Annotated in this window: 16 protein-coding genes and 1 pseudogene; 12 read left to right on the top strand and 5 right to left on the bottom strand. The window is 46.8% G+C overall.

The window, feature by feature from the left end; genetic code table 11:
* Positions 1-231 precede the first annotated feature (231 nt).
* From ACMX2I_RS18055 to ACMX2I_RS18035, 5 genes are read left to right on the top strand one after another with little or no spacing between them, the layout of a single operon-like run.
* Positions 232-996, top strand: coding sequence for a glucose-1-phosphate cytidylyltransferase (locus tag ACMX2I_RS18055; protein ID WP_414957811.1), 765 nt, complete (start codon positions 232-234; stop codon positions 994-996).
* A gap of 6 nt (positions 997-1,002) precedes the next feature.
* Positions 1,003-1,971, top strand: coding sequence for a GDP-mannose 4,6-dehydratase (locus tag ACMX2I_RS18050; protein WP_414957809.1), 969 nt, complete (start codon positions 1,003-1,005; stop codon positions 1,969-1,971).
* Between the two features lie 23 nt (positions 1,972-1,994).
* Entirely contained in the window at positions 1,995-2,906 is a 912-nt protein-coding gene (locus ACMX2I_RS18045) for a putative nucleotide-diphospho-sugar transferase (RefSeq protein WP_333561853.1), read from the top strand.
* Between the two features lie 28 nt (positions 2,907-2,934).
* On the top strand, positions 2,935-4,098 hold the full coding sequence (locus ACMX2I_RS18040; protein ID WP_414957807.1) for a glycosyltransferase family 2 protein: 1,164 nt from the start codon (positions 2,935-2,937) through the stop codon (positions 4,096-4,098).
* A gap of 14 nt (positions 4,099-4,112) precedes the next feature.
* Positions 4,113-5,048, top strand: a complete 936-nt coding sequence (locus ACMX2I_RS18035) for a hypothetical protein (RefSeq protein WP_414957805.1) — start codon at positions 4,113-4,115, stop codon at positions 5,046-5,048.
* Positions 5,049-5,127: 79 nt separating this feature from the next.
* On the opposite strand, the gene ACMX2I_RS18030 is transcribed toward ACMX2I_RS18035, so the two are convergent.
* The 3 genes from ACMX2I_RS18030 to ACMX2I_RS18020 form a co-directional block, all read right to left on the bottom strand.
* Positions 5,128-6,357, bottom strand: coding sequence for an MFS transporter (locus tag ACMX2I_RS18030; protein WP_414957803.1), 1,230 nt, complete (start codon positions 6,355-6,357; stop codon positions 5,128-5,130).
* 102 nt (positions 6,358-6,459) lie between these two features.
* Positions 6,460-7,176, bottom strand: a complete 717-nt coding sequence (locus ACMX2I_RS18025) for a YjjG family noncanonical pyrimidine nucleotidase (RefSeq protein WP_414957801.1) — start codon at positions 7,174-7,176, stop codon at positions 6,460-6,462.
* Between the two features lie 93 nt (positions 7,177-7,269).
* Positions 7,270-8,655 carry an amino acid permease gene (locus ACMX2I_RS18020; RefSeq protein WP_414957799.1) on the bottom strand — a complete coding sequence of 462 codons (1,386 nt, stop codon included), beginning with the start codon at positions 8,653-8,655 and terminating at the stop codon, positions 7,270-7,272.
* A gap of 248 nt (positions 8,656-8,903) precedes the next feature.
* Between ACMX2I_RS18020 and yfmT the strand changes: the two genes are divergently transcribed.
* The 6 genes and pseudogenes from yfmT (at position 8,904) to ACMX2I_RS17990 (ending at position 15,628) form a co-directional block, all read left to right on the top strand.
* Positions 8,904-10,361 carry a benzaldehyde dehydrogenase gene (gene yfmT / locus ACMX2I_RS18015; RefSeq protein WP_289346671.1) on the top strand — a complete coding sequence of 486 codons (1,458 nt, stop codon included), beginning with the start codon at positions 8,904-8,906 and terminating at the stop codon, positions 10,359-10,361.
* A gap of 507 nt (positions 10,362-10,868) precedes the next feature.
* Positions 10,869-11,234: pseudogene (locus tag ACMX2I_RS18010) on the top strand (methyl-accepting chemotaxis protein); the annotation flags it as partial.
* A gap of 133 nt (positions 11,235-11,367) precedes the next feature.
* Complete coding sequence (locus ACMX2I_RS18005; RefSeq protein WP_414957797.1) at positions 11,368-13,257, top strand: ABC-F family ATP-binding cassette domain-containing protein; 1,890 nt, start codon at positions 11,368-11,370, stop codon at positions 13,255-13,257.
* A 123-nt stretch (positions 13,258-13,380) separates the two neighbouring features.
* Positions 13,381-13,827, top strand: coding sequence for a YfmQ family protein (locus ACMX2I_RS18000; protein WP_414957795.1), 447 nt, complete (start codon positions 13,381-13,383; stop codon positions 13,825-13,827).
* Positions 13,828-13,950: 123 nt separating this feature from the next.
* Positions 13,951-14,373 (top strand): MerR family transcriptional regulator, encoded by a 423-nt coding sequence (locus ACMX2I_RS17995; RefSeq protein WP_010330336.1) that lies wholly within the window; start codon positions 13,951-13,953, stop codon positions 14,371-14,373.
* Between the two features lie 64 nt (positions 14,374-14,437).
* Entirely contained in the window at positions 14,438-15,628 is a 1,191-nt protein-coding gene (locus ACMX2I_RS17990; RefSeq protein WP_414957793.1) for an MFS transporter, read from the top strand.
* Between the two features lie 35 nt (positions 15,629-15,663).
* Here ACMX2I_RS17990 and ACMX2I_RS17985 read toward each other — a convergent pair whose 3' ends face one another.
* Positions 15,664-16,161, bottom strand: a complete 498-nt coding sequence (locus ACMX2I_RS17985; protein WP_414958357.1) for a GNAT family N-acetyltransferase — start codon at positions 16,159-16,161, stop codon at positions 15,664-15,666.
* A 127-nt stretch (positions 16,162-16,288) separates the two neighbouring features.
* Here ACMX2I_RS17985 and ACMX2I_RS17980 point away from each other — a divergent pair, with 127 nt between their 5' ends.
* Positions 16,289-16,729, top strand: coding sequence for a hypothetical protein (locus ACMX2I_RS17980; RefSeq protein WP_414957791.1), 441 nt, complete (start codon positions 16,289-16,291; stop codon positions 16,727-16,729).
* 35 nt (positions 16,730-16,764) lie between these two features.
* Here the strand turns inward: ACMX2I_RS17980 and ACMX2I_RS17975 are convergent, their stop codons facing one another.
* Positions 16,765-18,321, bottom strand: a complete 1,557-nt coding sequence (locus ACMX2I_RS17975; RefSeq protein ID WP_414957790.1) for an ABC-F family ATP-binding cassette domain-containing protein — start codon at positions 18,319-18,321, stop codon at positions 16,765-16,767.
* Positions 18,322-18,481: the final 160 nt, after the last annotated feature.

The following is an 18,481-nucleotide window of genomic DNA, read 5'->3' as shown; positions in this document are numbered from 1 at the left end:
GAAAAAGAGCCTTGAGCGGGCACATTGCCTTCGCTCAAGGCTCTTTTTTTGGTTACATAACCAACTTGAAAAAATAGATTCCATTCGGTCACCAAGGCCGGCTTTCTCTCATATCATTACAGTAGAATTTGAAACCGGTATTGAAGTGGACAAATTATCGGGGAAACGCCTTGGTAGATTGTAAAGATTACCAGGTTTCGAACTCAATATTCATAGAGATGAGGGGTAGAGATGAAAGCGGTCATTCTCTGCGGCGGAAAAGGAACGAGAATGAGTGAAATCACGAACGACATTCCTAAACCGCTCGCCATGATAGGCGGCAAACCGATTCTATGGCATATTATGAAAATCTATCAGTACTACGGAGTAAACGAGTTTATTCTGCTTTTGGGCTATAAAGGAGAAAAAATCAAAGAATACTTTCTCGATTATGAATGGAAGCACAACAGCCTGACTCTCGACAGCTCTACGGGAGAGGTGCAGATGCTGGGGCAGCCTGAAACGTGGAAAATTACGTTTTTGGAGACAGGGGAAGACACGCTGACAGCCGGAAGAATTTTGCAGGCAAAAGACTATATCGGCGATGAAACGTTTCTGCTCACCTATGGGGACGGGCTGGCCAATATCAATCTTTTCCATCTCATCAGCTATCATCAGGCAAAAGGTGCTGCCGCGACTGTCACTGGCATTGACAAAGTCTCGCAGTTCGGCACCTTGACGGTTGAAGACGGCATGGCGAAAACATTTTCTGAGAAAACATCGAGTGACGGAATCATCAACGGCGGATTCTTTGTTCTCAGTCCCAAGGTTTTCGATTATTTGCCGAAGGACGGGAACATGATGTTCGAAGATGAACCGCTGAAGAACCTTGCCAAAGATGGAGAACTTGCCGTGTACCGCCATTACGGATTTTGGACGGCCATCGATACGTATAAAAATCTCTTAGAAGTCAACAAACTGTGGGATCAAGGACAACAAGTATGGAAGGTATGGTGAACTGATTTGAGTTTCTGGAAAAATAAAAACGTATTTGTCACGGGGTGTACAGGTCTTTTAGGAAGCTATTTGGTGAAAGAACTGATCGAACAGGGCGCCAACGTGACGGGGCTTGTCAGAGATCATGTGCCGCAATCCAATCTTTATCAGGGAGAACATATCAAGAAAATGAACATCGTGCGGGGCTCTCTTGAAGACTTGCCTGTGATTGAACGCGCGCTTGGCGAGTATGAAATTGACACAGTCTTTCACCTCGCCGCACAAGCGATTGTCGGCGTGGCAAACCGCAACCCGATTTCCACCTTTGAAGCGAATATCCTCGGTACGTGGAATGTTCTTGAAGCCTGCCGGAAGCACCCATTAATCAAGCGGGTCATTGTCGCTTCAAGTGATAAAGCTTACGGCGACCAAGAGAACCTTCCGTACGATGAAAATATGCCGCTGCAAGGCAAACATCCGTACGACGTCTCGAAAAGCTGCGCAGATCTGATCAGCCACACGTATTATCACACATACGGGGTTCCGGTCTGCATCACGCGCTGCGGAAACCTGTACGGCGGCGGGGATTTGAACTTCAACCGCATCATTCCGCAAACGATTCAGCTTGTGCTGAACGGGGAAGCGCCGGAAATCCGCAGCGACGGCACATTTGTCCGCGACTACTTTTATATCGAAGATGCCGTTCAGGCTTATTTGCTTCTGGCAGAAAAAATGGAAGAAAACAATCTTGCCGGAGAGGCCTTTAACTTCAGCAATGAGATTCAGCTGACCGTACTTGAACTGGTCGAAAAAATATTGAAGAAAATGAGCAGCAGCCTGAAGCCAAAGGTGCTGAATCAGGGAAGCAATGAAATCAAACATCAATATTTATCCGCGGAAAAAGCGAGAAAACTGCTGCATTGGACACCGGCCTACACCATTGATGAGGGACTTGAAAAAACGATTGAGTGGTATATGGAATTCTTCAAAAAGTAATATGAAACGAGGTGAACATGACTGTGACCAGCGCATATTGCACCGTTTTATCAAAAGGGAGATTATATCAGGCAGTCGCCTTATTTAAGTCGTTGGAGCAAGTTGATCCAAACAGCCCTATATTTACATTATGCATGGATGAAGATACGCACCGTGTCTTACAGAAACTGAAGATGAAGCAGCTGAACCTTGTGCCGGTGGCCGCGCTCGAAAATGAACGGCTTCTGAAGCTCAAGGAAACAAGAGATCAAAGCGAGTACTGCTGGACGATGAAGCCGATCTTCCTGCAAGCTGTGCTGAACAGCAATCCCGAGCTGGAGCGTGTGACGTATATTGACGGGGATCTCTTTTTCTATGCCGATCCATCGCCGATTTTTGAAAACCAGCCGGACTGCTCGGTGCTGCTTTCACGGGGTGATATCGTCATCCCTTCCTTCGAAAAAGAGCAGATTGTCATGCTGCAGCGCCTTTTAGGCAGATATAACTCCGGCTTTATCAGCTTCAAGCGTGATGATGACGGCACGGACTGCTTGGAATGGTGGAAGGAACGCTGTCTTGAGGAGTGTAAAAATGCCCCGGGTGAAGGGAAATTCGGTGATCAAGGCTATTTGGATTATATGTCTGGGCTGTTTTCGAACGTATGTGACATCACGACACCCGGTGTCAACGTCGGCCACTGGAACTACGGGCAGCATACGTTTTCCTGGGAGGATGGACGGATCGTGCTGGAGGATGGCAGCCCGCTGATTTTTTACCATTTCAGCGGATACCGAATCGTCAGCATCAATGAAATCAAACAGATTCATGAAACAACACGCACAGATCTGCCGTTTGTGCATGAGCTGTATCAAGAAACACTGCCGCATATCATTCAGCACATCAACACGTTAGACCCTGAATTTGACGGTTTTGCTTCAAAAGATGATAACAAATAAATGATTAAATACAGGAAGTGAAAATGAAGTGAAAGCAAGCGTTATTATTCCTGCATATAATTCAAAGGAGCGTCTCTATAACAGCCTTCTGTCATTAAACCAGCAGGAGTGCGATGAAGAATTTGAAGTCATTGTAGCAGACAATGGCTCTGAGGACGGGACGCTCCCAATGCTTGAGACATTTCAAGCAGATTTTCCGCTGATCTTTACACGGATTAAAGAAAACAGGGGCATTGCGTACGGACGAAATCAAGCGCTTCGCAATGCCAGAGGTGATATCCTGATTTTTCATGACAGCGATATGCTTGCGGCAAAAGACCTTGTGGCAAAGCATATTAAAGCCCATGAGAACGAAGAGAATCTTGTGGTGTGCGGTTTGTTTTGGAAACGGATCTACAGTTTTTATTATGAACGCTTTGAAGATGAACATAAAGAACAGCTCGCAAAGCTCGTAGACGAAATGCCGAAGAAAGACAAACAAAAGCTGCTGAAAGAAGAGGACATCAAAAACGGAAGCTTTCTGGACAAAAGCTTCGACCTTGATACCGACTTTATTGACGTGCTCAAGCGGATTTTAGATGAGTACGGCGATGACCTGAAAGGCTACCATATGCCATGGCGCTTTTTTATCACGAATAATTCCTCTGTCAAACGCAAGCATGTGACTGACCTCGGTTTATTTGATGAAGGCATTGTACGGTACGGGTTTGAGGATTATGACCTCGGAATCAGGCTTCATCAGGCCGGACTGTCGTTCAGGCTGCATCGCGATATTGTCAGTGTTCATCAAGAGCACCCGAGCAATTGTAAGTCGGTAGACGATATTCGGGCAAATATTGCCTACATGTGCGATAAATACAACAACATCCGCTCCTTAGACGTTCATCTCGCTTTTAACGGGCCGTTCCCGCCTGACATGACGAACGGCATCATGGCTGATATTCAAAAGCTTTTGGAAGCTCGCAAATACGACATGCTGCTGAATCTGTTTCTTGAGCTGCTTCATGTTGTCAAAGAACGCAACATTGACCCGGATTGGCAAAAGAAAGCCCCTAGGGTGATGGCGAAAAACTTTGATTTACAAACTGTCCGCAAGCTTCTGCCAAAAGCAAAGAAAAAGCTTGGCGTAAATGATTTCGCCAACGCGCTGTATGCGCTTGTCAACGATTTGCTGCACGTGGATCTTAGATAATTGGATGTGGTATGGTGAGTACATTTCATTTTTCAACAATAGTGTCAAGGACGCATATCTTTAAGCTCATGCCGATGATTCATTCGCTCCATGAGCATTGCGATGATTTTCATTTGTATGTGCTGTGTGTCGATCAAAAAGCGTATGAGTTGCTTCAGCACGTGCCATGGGAGCATGTGACCTTTGTGCAGCTGCATGAAATGGAAGACCCGGAGCTGCTGAAAGCGAAAAGCAATCGAACGTTTCACGAATATTGCTGGACATTAAAACCCGCTTTTTTGTTCCATGTTATGAGTAAATGGAATGATGCGGAATACTTTGCCCATATGGATACCGATCTGTTTTTCTTTTCTGATCCGGCATGTATTTTTGCCGAAAACCCAGCGGCTTCTCTATATTTGACTGATCACCGGAACTCGCCGCGGTTCCTGTCCTACTATGAGCGGACCGGCCGCTTTAACACAGGCTTTGTCGGTGCCGCGAATACGAAAGAAGCATATGAAGCGGTGTGGCAGTGGAGACAGGACTGCATTGAATTTTGTACAGTAGAAATGAATACGGAACGAAAGACATACGGTGACCAAAGGTATGTGGAGAAGTGGCCGTCGCAGTATAAGGATGTGCATGTTGTCAAATCAATCGGGGCCAATACAGCGCTTTGGAATATCGAAAACTATAAGGTCGGACAAAAGGAAGGCCGCGTGTATGTCGATGAAACGCCGCTGGTGTTCTATCATTTCTCCGGGTTTACATTGGTGACGGAAAAAGAGTTTAATCTTTGCTGGTATTATCGGATTGAAGACGAAGCGGCAATTGAAATGATTTATATGCCGTATGTGTTAAACCTGAAAAGATGGATTGACGAAATACAGGCTGCGTTCCCGGACTTTGCGGACGGTTTTATTCCAAAGCACGCGGTGCCGGATACTCATTTTGTACAGCTCGATTAAAAAATCCCTGCCGCATGGCAGGGATTTTTCAGCGTGTCGACAAACCCTCGCATTCGTTGTCAGTCCTGCGCGTTGGTGCTCACTTATGCCACTCTCTCAGTTTCTGATCGCTCGGCAATAAGAAGGCAAGGATGCCGAGGACAGGTAGAAAGGCGGTGGCAATCATCGTCGGGGTCAGTCCCGCGGCGTCAATCAGAGCGCCCAGCGCTACAGCGCCAATCGCGCCCATCCCGAAGGCGAGCCCGACAGTCAAACCGGACATTGTGCCGATTTTTCCGGGAACTAGCTCCTGTGCGTAGACAACCGTTACTGAAAAGCTCGACATCAGCACTAAGCCGATCAATGCGAGCACGCCATAGGCGAGCACAGGTCCTGCAAATGGAAGAAAAATCGCCAGCGGCGCCGAGCACAGAAGCGAACAGAGGATCACGAAGCGTTTTCCGAAACGATCTGCGAGCGGGCCGCCGACAAACGTGCCGATAGCGCCGAACAGCAAAAAGACAAAAATATAACTCTGCGCCTGCTGGATGCTTACGTGATATGTCTCTATTGCGTAAAACGTGTAAAAGTTGCCGATCGCACTCGTATACCAAGAACGCGCAAAAATTAAAAATATAATCATGATAAGAGCAGAAATAACAGACTTGGTAATGGCCGTGTTTTCAGCTGTTTTCTTTTGTTTGCCGGACTTCTGGGGAAGGCTTCCGAGACGTGCGGCGTACCATTTCGCAATATAAAGCAGAAACATAACAGCAAGCGCGGCGACAAGCGTGAACCAAACGGCGCCGAATTGCCCGAGCGGCACAAGGATCAGCGCGGTGATCAGAGGTGCCATTGCCTGGCCCGAGTTTCCGCCTACCTGATAGATCGATTGGGCGAGCCCGCGTTTTGTGCCGGCGGCCATATACGCCACACGGGAGCCTTCCGGATGGAAAATGGCCGAGCCTAATCCGATGAAAAACACACAGCATAAGATCGTTATGAATGAGGGGGCAAATGCAAGGCCCAAAATGCCGAGCATGCTGGCGGTCAGGCCGATTGGCAGCGCGTAAGGCAGCGGCTGTTTATCGGTATACCAGCCGACGACAGGCTGCATCACAGATGACACCATGTTTAATGTGAAAGCGATGATGCCGAGCTGTGTAAACGTCAGGCTCATGGAACGTTCCAAAATAGGGAACATGGCCGGAATCACGGCTTGCAGCGAATCGTTGAGCATATGGCAGATTCCAATGATCACCAAAATCGGATACACCGTGGTGCCTGGTTTTTGAACGTTTTTTTCTTTTAACGGGGCGGCGATAGCCAATTGAGTCTCCTCCTTACATATATAACCAAAGCATACCACCATATTATTCATAAGGTGAAGAATTTATCAAGAGGTAAAAAGACTCTTCTAAAAAGAAAAACATCAGCCTAATGAGCAGCTGACGTTATTTTTGATATTCAAAATGTGATACAGCTCTTCAAGCTTACGAATCTCATAAGTTGGCACTGTTTCTGACTTATTCGGCTTCATGTCAGGGTTAACCCAGCAAGTATCAAGCCCGGCGAGCTGTCCGCCTTTGATATCGGCAGTCAGCGAATCACCGATAATTAATGCGTGTTCTGCTGAAAATGAGGGAATCCGTTCAAACACGTAATCGAAATATTCCTTCATTGGCTTTTGGTAGCCTGTGTCTTCAGATACGAAAATATCTTTAAAAAACGGAAATAATTCTGAATCACGGAGGCGCTTGTACTGCGTCTTAGACACGCCGTTTGTCACGATATACAAATCAAACTGATGCTGCAGGTTTGAGATGAGATCAAAGGCGCCGTCAACAAGCTGATGCCCTTCTTCAAGAAAGCTGCGGTATTTTTGCTCAAGCAAGGCGCCGTCCGCCTCATAACCGTATTCCTTGAACAAAGCGGCAAAACGGGTGTTCACGACTTCATCCCGTGTCATTTTTCCTTCTTCAAAGGCTCTCCAGAGACCTTGATTGATTGTTTTATACTGCGTCTTCATTTCATCTGTTAAAGGAATGTTCTGATCTTCAAACAGCAAACGCAGCGCTAATGCTTCTGCCGCTCTAAAATCAAGGATGGTATCATCTACATCAAATAATAAAGTGCGGTATTGTTTCATCGGTTTGTCTCCCTTTCTGCATATGTCCTTCAAAGTATAGCACATAAAAAAAGGAAAAAGCCGGCTGGTGAGGCACCGCCGGCTGAAAAGAGATTATTTGTTTAATAAGCTGTGTTTTCTCGAATACAGGAAATAAACCAGCGTTCCAATTGCGATCCAGATGGCAAATGAAAGCCATGTGACGCCGGGAAGGCTGTACATGAACCAAAGGCAGATGCCTGCGCTGATAATCGGCACAACCGGAACGAACGGCACCCTGAAGGACGCTTTAATTTCCGGATGTTTTTTTCTTAATACGATAACAGCGATGGAAATGACCGTAAACGCGGCCAGCGTTCCCATGTTCACCAGATGAGCCAGCGTTCCGAGGTTGATAAAGCCGGCGATTCCCGCCGCAACGATACCTGTCAGCCATGTGTTGCGGAACGGGGTTTTAAACGACGGATGAACCTTTGCGAACAATCCAGGCAGAAGGCCGTCTCTGCTCATGGCAAATGTCAAGCGGACCTGAGCGTACAGCAAAGCGAGCATAACCGTCGTAATCCCGATAATGGCACCGACAGAAATAATTCCTGCAACAGCATCTTGGCCGACGAATTTAAGCGCAAAGGACACCGGATCTCCGACATCCAATTTGGTATAAGGCATCATGCCTGTCAGCACAAGCGATACCGTGATGTATAGAACCGTACAGACGGCAAGAGCTGAAATAATGCCGACGGGCATGTTTTTTTGCGGGTTTTTCACTTCCTCTGAAGCGTTAGAAACCGCGTCAAATCCGAGATACGCGAAGAATACAGTTGCCGCGCTGACAATGACGCCTTTCATCCCGAACGGCATAAAAGGAGACCAGTTATCCGGTTTGACATAACCGATGCCGACAATAATGAACAATAAAATGATCCCGATTTTCATCAGCACGATGACGTTGTTAAACCGTGTGCTTTCTTTGACGCCCCGGCTGACAATCGCAGTGATGATGAGAATGATCACTGCGGCCGGAAGATTAAACACGGCGCCCGGCGTGCTCCCTGGCGCCCCTGCCAATGCGGCCGGAATATGAAGGTTGAAGCCGGCAAGCAGTGATTGAAAGTATGAAGACCAGCCGGTGGCAACAGCCGACAGCGCAATGACATATTCAAGCATGAGATCCCATCCGATCAAAAAGGCAAGCAGCTCTCCGAGTGTCACGTAGGAGTATGAGTACACGCTTCCCGAAATCGGAATCGAAGACGAAAATTCAGCATAGCAGAAGGCAGCGAGCGCGCAGGCGAGCCCCGCTAAAATAAACGATATGATGAGGGCGGGACCTGCGCCGGTCGCGGCCACTGTTCCTGTTATGACAAAAATCCCTGTACCGATGACACAACCGATACCGAGCAAGGTTAAATCAAATGCGCTTAACGTACGAGCAAGGCTTTTTGACTTGCTCTGCTCACTCAATGTTACGAGCGTTTTTTTTCTAAATAATGAACTCATCAAAAGTTCCTCCTGAAAAATTCAAAATATTCTAATCATTATAGCCAATTCTTGTTGTATTATATTGTCGAAATTTGGTGCAGTCAATAAAATATTTTTCCACTTTAGATGATAGAAGCAAAAAAGCGTTGGTGTATCACAGGATAGTAATTTTTACTAATTAGATATTCAATTTTATGCAGGCTGAACCGATAGAAACAATAGATTCGCCCATATTTTGACTTGCGGTTAAAAAGGAGATGCTGACCATGTTTCAATATGAAGAGTTGAATAAACAGTTTATCGGCGGGAAATGGCAGGAAGGCAGCAGCCCAAATGTATTGGAAAACAAAAATCCTTATACTCAAAAAACATTCACAGCCTTCAAAAAAGCGACTGCTGACGATGTAGATGAAGCGTATCGGGCAGCGGCGCTGGCGAAGAAAAAATGGGATGCGGTGAATCCGTTCGAGAAAAGAACCATTTTAGAAAAAGCCGTCACATATATTGAAGAGAACGAAGAAGCCATCATTTATTTAATTATGGAAGAGCTTGGCGGAACAAGGCTTAAAGCGGCCTTTGAAATCGGGCTTGTCAAAAACATCATGAAAGAAGCGGCAACGTTCCCTGTCCGTATGGAAGGGAAAATTCTTCCGTCAACAATAGACGGCAAGGAAAATAGATTATATCGCGTGCCGGCAGGTGTTGTCGGCGTCATCAGTCCATTTAACTTCCCATTCTTTTTATCTATGAAATCAGTGGCGCCCGCACTCGGAGCCGGCAATGGCGTCGTGTTAAAGCCGCATGAGGAAACTCCGATTTGCGGCGGTACGCTGATTGCAAAAATCTTTGAGAACGCGGGAATTCCAGAGGGGCTGCTGAATGTCGTTGTCACCGACATTGCAGAAATCGGAGACAGCTTTGTCGAACACCCCGTGCCGCGTATCATCTCATTTACAGGTTCTACGAAAGTCGGCAGCTACATCGGCCAGCTTGCGATGAAGCATTTTAAAAAGCCGCTTCTTGAACTCGGCGGCAACAGCGCCTTCATCGTGCTTGAGGATGCTGATATTGAATATGCGGTCAATGCGGCGGTGTTCAGCCGATTTACACACCAAGGACAGATTTGCATGTCAGCCAACCGGGTGCTTGTTCATTCTTCTATTTATGACAAGTTCCTAGAGCTGTATCAGGCAAAAGTGGAATCGCTGAAAGTCGGCGATCCGATGGACCCTGACACGATTATCGGACCATTAATCAACAGCAGACAGACGGACGGGCTGATGAAATCTGTGGAGCAAGCGATTGAAGAAGGCGCTGTTCCAGTGAAACTGGGCGGATTTAACGGGACGATCGTGGAGCCAACGATCTTAAAAGACGTGAAACCGTTCATGAGCATCGCCAAGGAAGAGCTGTTCGGACCTGTCGTCTCCTTTATGAAGTTTGCTTCAGAAGATGAGGCGGTGGATATCGCAAACGAAACCCCGTTTGGCTTGAGCGGTGCTGTACATACATCAAATCTTGAGCGCGGCGTGGCTTTTGCGAAGCGAGTTGAAACAGGCATGATTCATGTCAATGACACGACCATCAATGATGAACCGAATGTGGCCTTCGGCGGTGAAAAGCAATCCGGTCTCGGCCGTTTGAACGGAGAATGGAGCCTTGAAGAATTTACGACACTGAAATGGATCTCGGTCCAGCACGAAAAACGCAGCTTCCCTTATTAAGAAAAGGAGTGAATGGAATTGAGCATAAGAACGGAAAAAGAAACCGCAGACCTTCTGGACGCGTTTGTCAAAGTAGCCCCATATTTAAACAGCCTGATACAGGATGATATCACAATCGGCATTTACGATACGGAAAAACTGCTCGTGAATATACCGGCCAAAACCTTTTCTCTAAACGTAAAAGCTGGTGATCCGCTGCAGGAAGGGGATATTATCACAGACGCCATCCGCAGCAATCAGAAGAAGACGAGCATGGTTCCGAAAGAATTGTTCGGATTTCCATTGATCGCACGCGCCATCCCGCTCCACGACGAAAATGGAAGAGTGATTGGGGGCGTCGGCCTCGGAACGAGCCTTGAGGAGTCGTCTAAGCTGCATGATGTGGCGGAAAGCTTATCAGCCATTGTTGAACAAACAGCCGCAGCGATTTCCGATATTTCTGATTCAATCAACGGATTTTCATCTCAAATGACGGGGATTTCCTCCCAGGCGAAAAAGGTCAGCGAAAGCGCGGGTGAAATCGCCGATATTTCAGTAACCGTGAAAGGCATCTCTGACCAAAGCAATCTGCTCGGCTTAAACGCCGCGATCGAAGCGGCGAGAGCGGGCGAGTACGGAAAAGGCTTCTCTGTCGTCGCAGATGAAATCAGAAAGCTTGCAACGCATTCGAAAGAAAATGTCGGCCAGATTGACCAGATCACGAAAAAAATCCACAGCCTGCTGAAAGGGCTGGAGGAATCCATTGAGTCGATTAATCAGCATACAGATGGACAAGCCGCTGCCGTTGAACAAATTTCCGCCACGATGCAGGAGATTTCAGGAAGCGCGCAGCATCTCGCAAAAATGGCAGAAAACGCGCTTGAGGAAGAATAAGAGACCGGGGACAAACGTCCCCGGTCTTTTTCTATCCTGCATTTCCATGAAATTTGTCTGACGTTTTACTAGTTTTATTCCAGCGGCTGATTTAAAATGTACACATGAACTTACGTGAGGATTGATAGGAATCATGAGTATATTAAAAGCGGAAAATCTGTATAAAACATACGGAGATAAAACATTATTTGACCATATCTCCTTTCATATTGAAGAGAATGAGAGAATCGGATTGATCGGACCGAACGGAACAGGAAAATCAACGCTGCTGAAAGTGATCGCCGGCTTGGAATCTATCGAAGAGGGAGACATCACGAAATCCGGCAGCGTGCACGTCGAATTTCTTCATCAAGACCCGGAGCTGCCTGCGGGACAAACTGTGCTGGAGCATATCTATTCCGGTGAATCGGCTGTGATGAAAACCTTGCGTGAATATGAAAAAGCGCTGTATGAACTGGGCGAAGATCCGGAAAATGAACAGCGCCAGAAGCACCTGCTGGCGGCGCAGGCAAAAATGGACGCGAACAACGCGTGGGATGCGAACACCCTGGCGAAAACCGTATTGTCTAAGCTGGGCGTCAACGACGTAACAAAGCCGGTCAACGAGCTTTCAGGCGGTCAGAAAAAACGGGTGGCCATTGCCAAAAACTTAATTCAGCCCGCTGATCTGCTCATTTTAGACGAGCCGACGAACCATTTGGATAATGAAACAATTGAGTGGCTTGAAGGATATTTAAGTCAATATCCCGGCTCTGTTATGCTGGTGACGCACGACAGGTATTTCTTAAATCGTGTCACGAACCGCATTTATGAGCTCGAACGAGGCAGCCTCTACACGTACAAAGGCAACTATGAAGTGTTTTTAGAAAAACGCGCGGAACGGGAAGCGCAGGCTGAGCAAAAGGAAACGAAGCGCCAAAACCTGCTGCGCCGCGAACTGGCTTGGCTGAGACGGGGAGCGAAAGCCCGTTCCACAAAACAAAAGGCAAGAATTGACCGAGTGGAGGCGCTTAAGGAGCAGAAAGGCACTCAGTCATCGGGCTCACTCGACTTTGCGATTGGCTCCCATCGTCTTGGCAAACAGGTCATTGAAGCGGAGAATGTGATGATCGCTTATGACGGCCGCAAGCTTGTCGACCGCTTTCATGAACTGGTCATACCGGGTGAACGGATTGGGATTATCGGGCCGAACGGCATCGGAAAAACAACGCTGTTAAACACCCTTGCCGGCCGGCATACTCCTGACAGCGGCCATATTACGATCGGACAGACGGTCAGAATCGGCTACTATACGCAGGATCATAGTGAAATGAAAGGCGAGATAAAGGTCATTGAATATATAAAAGCAACGGCGGAAATCGTCAAAACAGCGGAAGGTGATATCATTACAGCTGAACAAATGCTCGAGCGTTTCCTCTTTCCGCGTTCGATGCAGCAGACGTATATCCGCAAGCTGTCCGGCGGAGAAAAACGCCGTTTATACTTGCTTCAGGTTCTCATGCAGGAGCCGAATGTCCTGTTTCTCGATGAGCCGACGAACGATTTGGATACTGAAACATTAAGCGTTCTGGAGGATTATATTGACCAGTTCCCCGGTGTCGTCATCACTGTATCCCATGATCGCTACTTCCTTGACCGTGTCGTCGATCGTTTGATTGTGTTTGAAGGAAATGGCGTCATTTCCCGCTTCCAAGGCTCCTACAGCGATTATATGGAGGAGTCAAAAACGAAAAAAACAGCTGAAAAACCGGCTGCTGAAGCAAAACCTGCTGAAGCCGAGCCGAAGAAAAAACGAAAAAAGCTTTCTTACAAAGATCAGCTTGAATGGGACGGCATCGAAGATAAAATTGCCCGGCTAGAAGAAAAGCATGAGCAGCTCGAAGTTGACATCGCCGCAGCAGGCAGCGATTTTGGAAAAATCCAAGAGCTGATGGCCGAGCAGGCAAAAACAGCGGAAGAGCTTGAGGCTGCCATGGACCGGTGGACAGAATTGTCCCTCATGATAGAAGAGCTGGAAAGCTGAAAAAAGTGCGGCCCGCAGGTGCCGCGCTTTTTTCACATAATGTACAAAAACGAACCGGCCAGCTTATGATAGGATGGAATTGTGTGTCAGCGGCACACGGAAAACCAACGGAGATGATAAAGTATGACATGGACGATCGTGATGTTAATCCTCATGAGTCTGGTAAAAATCGTATTAACCTGTCTGCCAACAGGCGTCATGGAGTGGCTGCTCAGCAAATTCGCGGTGCACGCCAAGCTGAGTGACGAAAATGCTGTTCTCTCTCTAGATGGAAAACGTCTCGAAGATGAAGAGAAACAGAAAGTGATTGATCAATTTAACGAAGCTGTCTTTTTGGAGAAATATTATATTTACCCAGGTGACGAAGAGCGTTATTTATATCCGGAAAACGGCGGCACGCCGCTGGTGATAGATACGAAAAAAGGCAAAAAAGATGTGAAACTGTTTGTATACAGCTATGACGACCATATCGACGTCGTCAAACAATACAAGAAGAAAGTCATTGCGTATCAATTGCTTTCTGAAAGCCTTCAAAAGCAGTCTCTGTCAGTGACAGGAAGTTTAGCTTAAATAGGAAGGTGAAGAACGAGTGCTTTGTGCCACTCGTTTTTTTATTGTATTTCAAACCTTTACGTTTACGTTAAGGTTCAAAAGGTGTATAATGGTAATAGAAACGGCGAAGGGGGATTTACCTTGGAATGGATGAAGATTGATCAAGTAGCCAAAAGAAGCGGGCTGACTAAGCGTACCATCCGATTTTATGAAGAAATCGGCTTGATTCCCGCGCCGAAACGGACAGACGGCGGCGTAAGGCTTTATTCAGAGGATGATATGGAGGAGCTTGAAAAAGTCATCAGCACAAAAGAGGTGCTCGGGTTTTCTCTTCAGGAGCTTCAGCATTTCATGGAAACCAGCCGCCAGTTAGAGTTAAACAAAGAGGGGTATTTGTTGTCACTGGATCCTAAGGAACGGAAAGAAAAACTGGAGGAAATTCAGGAAAGCCTGAATCACCAGCTGGATTTGATTGATGAGAAAATCCGTACATTCCAAAGCTTTAAAGAACGCCTGCAAGGCATGAAAAATAAAGCGGAACGTGCCATTCAATCAATCGAATGAAAAATTTTCCAAACGCTATTTTGTAGCGTTTCTTTTAATGGAATAAAAATGGAGGTCAAGTCAAATGGATAAGACAACACAAGTGAATCAGAAGCCGGGCTTGCTCAGTCAGCCGAAAGCGGTATGGGCTGTCGCGTTTGCCTGTGTGATTTCCTTTATGGGAATCGGGCTGGTCGATCCAATTCTTCCGGCAATTGCCGCACAATTACATGCTTCACCTAGTGAAGTATCACTCTTGTTTACAAGTTATTTGCTTGTAACTGGATTTATGATGTTTTTCTCAGGAGCCATTTCCAGCCGCATTGGCGCGAAATGGACATTAATTCTCGGACTTATTTTTATTATTGTGTTTGCGGGGCTTGGCGGCGGCTCAAGCTCAATTGCACAGCTAGTCGGCTATCGCGGCGGCTGGGGATTAGGAAACGCATTGTTTATTTCAACAGCGCTTGCGGTTATTGTCGGTGTGTCTGTCGGGGGCAGCGCTCAAGCGATTATTTTGTATGAGGCGGCGCTCGGTCTCGGGATTTCAGTCGGACCGCTTGCAGGCGGAGAACTCGGAAGCATCTCATGGCGCGCACCGTTCTTCGGCGTATCTGTCCTGATGTTTATTGCGTTAATCGCGATTTCTTTGATGCTGCCGAAATTGCCGAAACCGGCGAAACGAGTCGGTATGTTTGATGCGATGAAGGCGCTCAAATATAAAGGCCTGCTGACGATGGCGGTATCTGCGTTCTTATACAACTTTGGATTTTTTATTTTGCTTGCTTATTCTCCGTTCGTGCTGGATTTAGATGAACACGGTCTCGGATATGTCTTTTTTGGATGGGGACTGCTGTTAGCCATTACATCAGTCTTTACGGCGCCAATCTTGCATAAAGCGCTGGGCACAGTGCGTTCGCTTGTCGTTCTCTTTATCGCCTTTGCAGTCATTCTCATGATCATGGGGATCTGGACAGACCATCAGACTTTGATTATTACATGTATCGTTGTCGCCGGTGCTGTCCTCGGTATGGTGAATACGATCATGACAACCGCTGTGATGGGTTCTGCGCCGGTTGAACGTTCAATCGCGTCTTCAGCCTACAGCTCAGTCCGCTTCATCGGCGGCGCGCTCGCTCCGTGGATTGCGGGAATGCTGTCAGAACACTTCACCGCAAGCACACCGTATACGGTAGGCGGAGTTGTCGTTTTTGTCGGCATGCTTGTCCTTCTCATGGGACGTAAACATCTTGCCGGAGTTAAGGCGGGACATTAAAACGAAAGACACTGCTCGTGAGGCAGTGTCTTTTTTTAATCGTGGAATCTTCCCATTACAACCGTATTGTAGTAGTTTCCGTCAGAAAGCAATTTCTCCTTTTTTAAGATTCCTTCTGCTTCAAATCCGTATTTTTTATAAAGTGAAATGGCTCTCTCGTTTGTTTCCAGGACATTCAGTGAGATTTTTTTCATTCCGATGGTATCCGCCCAAGAGAGGGTCTGCTGTAAAAGATGCTTCCCGATGCCATAGCCCCAAAATTCTTTTAACACGCATACTCCGAACTCCGCTTTATGAGAGGATCGCTTTAAATCAGTTCCCTCACATCTGGAAAACCCCGCGAGCCTTTCCTGCAATTCAGCCACTAAAAATAAGTTTCTCTTTTTCTCAGTATCTTCCTTTATCCGTTGTTCAAAATCCGGTTCATCTATAAAATCCTCGCCCTTCTCTCGATCCATGTATTCCGTTTCACCATCAATCTTCAGCCTTAAGGCAGACAGCTTTTGTGCGTCTTCTACACGAGCTGATCGAATAGTATACTGAAGCCCATTTACATTGAATTCTTTTTTTCGATGATCATGTTATACCCCTTTACTGTCAGTATGTGTTATTCGTTATAATGGCATCATAATCGAAATGGTGCAGGAAAGGATAGCCTTTATGACACAATTTTACTATTTAACGGCTAAAACGCCTTTAGAAACCGGTTTTTTCAGGCAGCAAGAACGGCATTCGCGGAAAGGGCATCCGCTTCGGTCAGGCATAGGCGCGGCGGGGATTTATTTTGAAGAAGCTGAGAATGTATCCGTTCATTTACGATTGCCATATCAGGTGATGGTTCATGCTGAAGAGGGGACGTTTGCCATGGATAAGACACAGCCTGACGAATATGATCAGAAGTGTTTACAGGCATTGTATCAATACATACACAGCGTCATGAAAAACAGCTTTTCTGTCGAGTGGTTCACCGCATGGGCTGACGAGGAAGACTTTGAGCTATCGGCGAAAAGAGAGCTGACACTTAACGAATTCACATCGCCATTACAGCTCATTTTAAAAGAAAGAGAGCTTTTGAGAATCGTTCAGAAAAAATGGCAGTAAAAAACCCGCCCTTCAGCAGGCGGGTTTTCTACAATTTAAAGCACTTTCGTCGTCCAAGACTCGCAGTTCCACGTTTCTGTCGCGATATCCATATAAAACTCTGGTTCGTGGGAAATGAGCAGAATCGAGCCTTTGTATTCTTTGAGCGCGCGCTTGAGCTCTTCCTTCGCGTCGACATCCAAGTGGTTTGTCGGCTCATCGAGCACCAGCAGGTTTGTTTCTGAATTGATCAGCTTGCACAATCTGACTTTCGCTTTTTCGCCCCCGCTTAATACGGATACGCGGCTTTCGATATGTTTTGTCGTCAGTCCGCATTTGGCCAGAGCGGCTCGGATTTCGTACTGCGTGTAAGAAGGGAATTCGCTCCATACCTCTTCGATGCACGTATTGTTGTTTGATTCCTTGACCTCTTGCTCGAAATAGCCAGTAAAAAGGTGCTCGCCGCGTTCAACCGAGCCTTCAAGCGGCTGGATTTCGCCAAGCAGGCTTTTCAGCAAGGTCGTTTTTCCGATCCCGTTCGCGCCGTAAAGGGCGATTTTTTGGCCGCGCTCCATGCGGAGATTGAGCGGGCGTGACAGCGGGGAATCGTAACCGATCACCAGATCCTTCGTTTCAAAAATCAGCTTGCCTGACGTTCTTGCCGGCTTGAAGTGGAATTCCGGTTTTGGCTTTTCTGCCGCAAGCTCGATCATATCCATCTTATCGAGTTTCTTTTGGCGGGACATCGCCATGTTTCTCGTGCTGACACGGGCTTTGTTGCGGGCAACGAAATCCTTCAGCTCGGCGACTTCTTGCTGCTGCTTTTTGTAGGCTGCTTCAAGCTGCTGTTTCTTCACCTCGTAGACTTCCATAAACTGATGGTAGTCACCGACATAGCGTGTGAGCTCTTGATTTTCAACATGATAAATCAGGTTGATGACGCTGTTTAAGAACGGAATGTCATGGGAAATCAGGATAAACGCGTTCTCGTATTCCTGCAGGTAGCGTTTCAGCCACTCAATATGCTGCTCATCAAGATAGTTGGTCGGCTCATCGAGAAGCAGAATTTCCGGTTTTTCAAGGAGAAGCTTGGCGAGAAGAACCTTGGTGCGCTGTCCGCCGCTCAAATCGGTGACATCACGCTCCAATCCGATATCGCTCAAACCGAGTCCCCGGGCGATTTCTTCCACCTTAGAATCAATGACATAAAAATCATTATTCGTCAGCGCGTCTTGAATCACGCCGACTTCTTCAAGCAGCTTATCGAGTTCATCGGGATCAGCTTCGCCCATTTTGTTGTAAATCTCGTTCATTTCCTCTTCCATCGCAAATAAATAATGGAACGCGTCTTTTAGGACATCACGAATGGATTTTCCTTTTTCCAGCACGGTATGCTGATCCAGATAGCCGACACGGACATTTTTTGACCATTCGACTTTTCCCTCATCAGGTTCAAGCTTTCCGGTAATAATATTCATGAAGGTGGATTTTCCTTCACCGTTTGCGCCGATCAGCCCGACGTGCTCGCCTTTTAACAGGCGGAAGGAGACGTTATTAAAAATGGCCCGGTCACCGAAGCCGTGACTTAAATCCTTTACAGATAAAATACTCATATTTACACCTCTATCATTTATCAAACACGCACAATCGGCGTGTATTATTCACCCTTATGATTATAAAGGAGGAATCGGAATGTTGAAAGGTATAGGAAAGAAAAAGAAAAATTGCGTTCTGGGCGAGCTTTTGAGATACTATGGAATAGATTTCACGAAT

This window comes from Bacillus sp. SW14 (genome assembly GCF_047608225.1).
In the GTDB taxonomy this organism is placed as follows: Bacteria; Bacillota; Bacilli; order Bacillales; family Bacillaceae; genus Bacillus; species Bacillus subtilis_G.
Note: the sequence above shows the minus strand (reverse complement) of the source record. Positions and strands in the feature narration are given on the sequence as shown.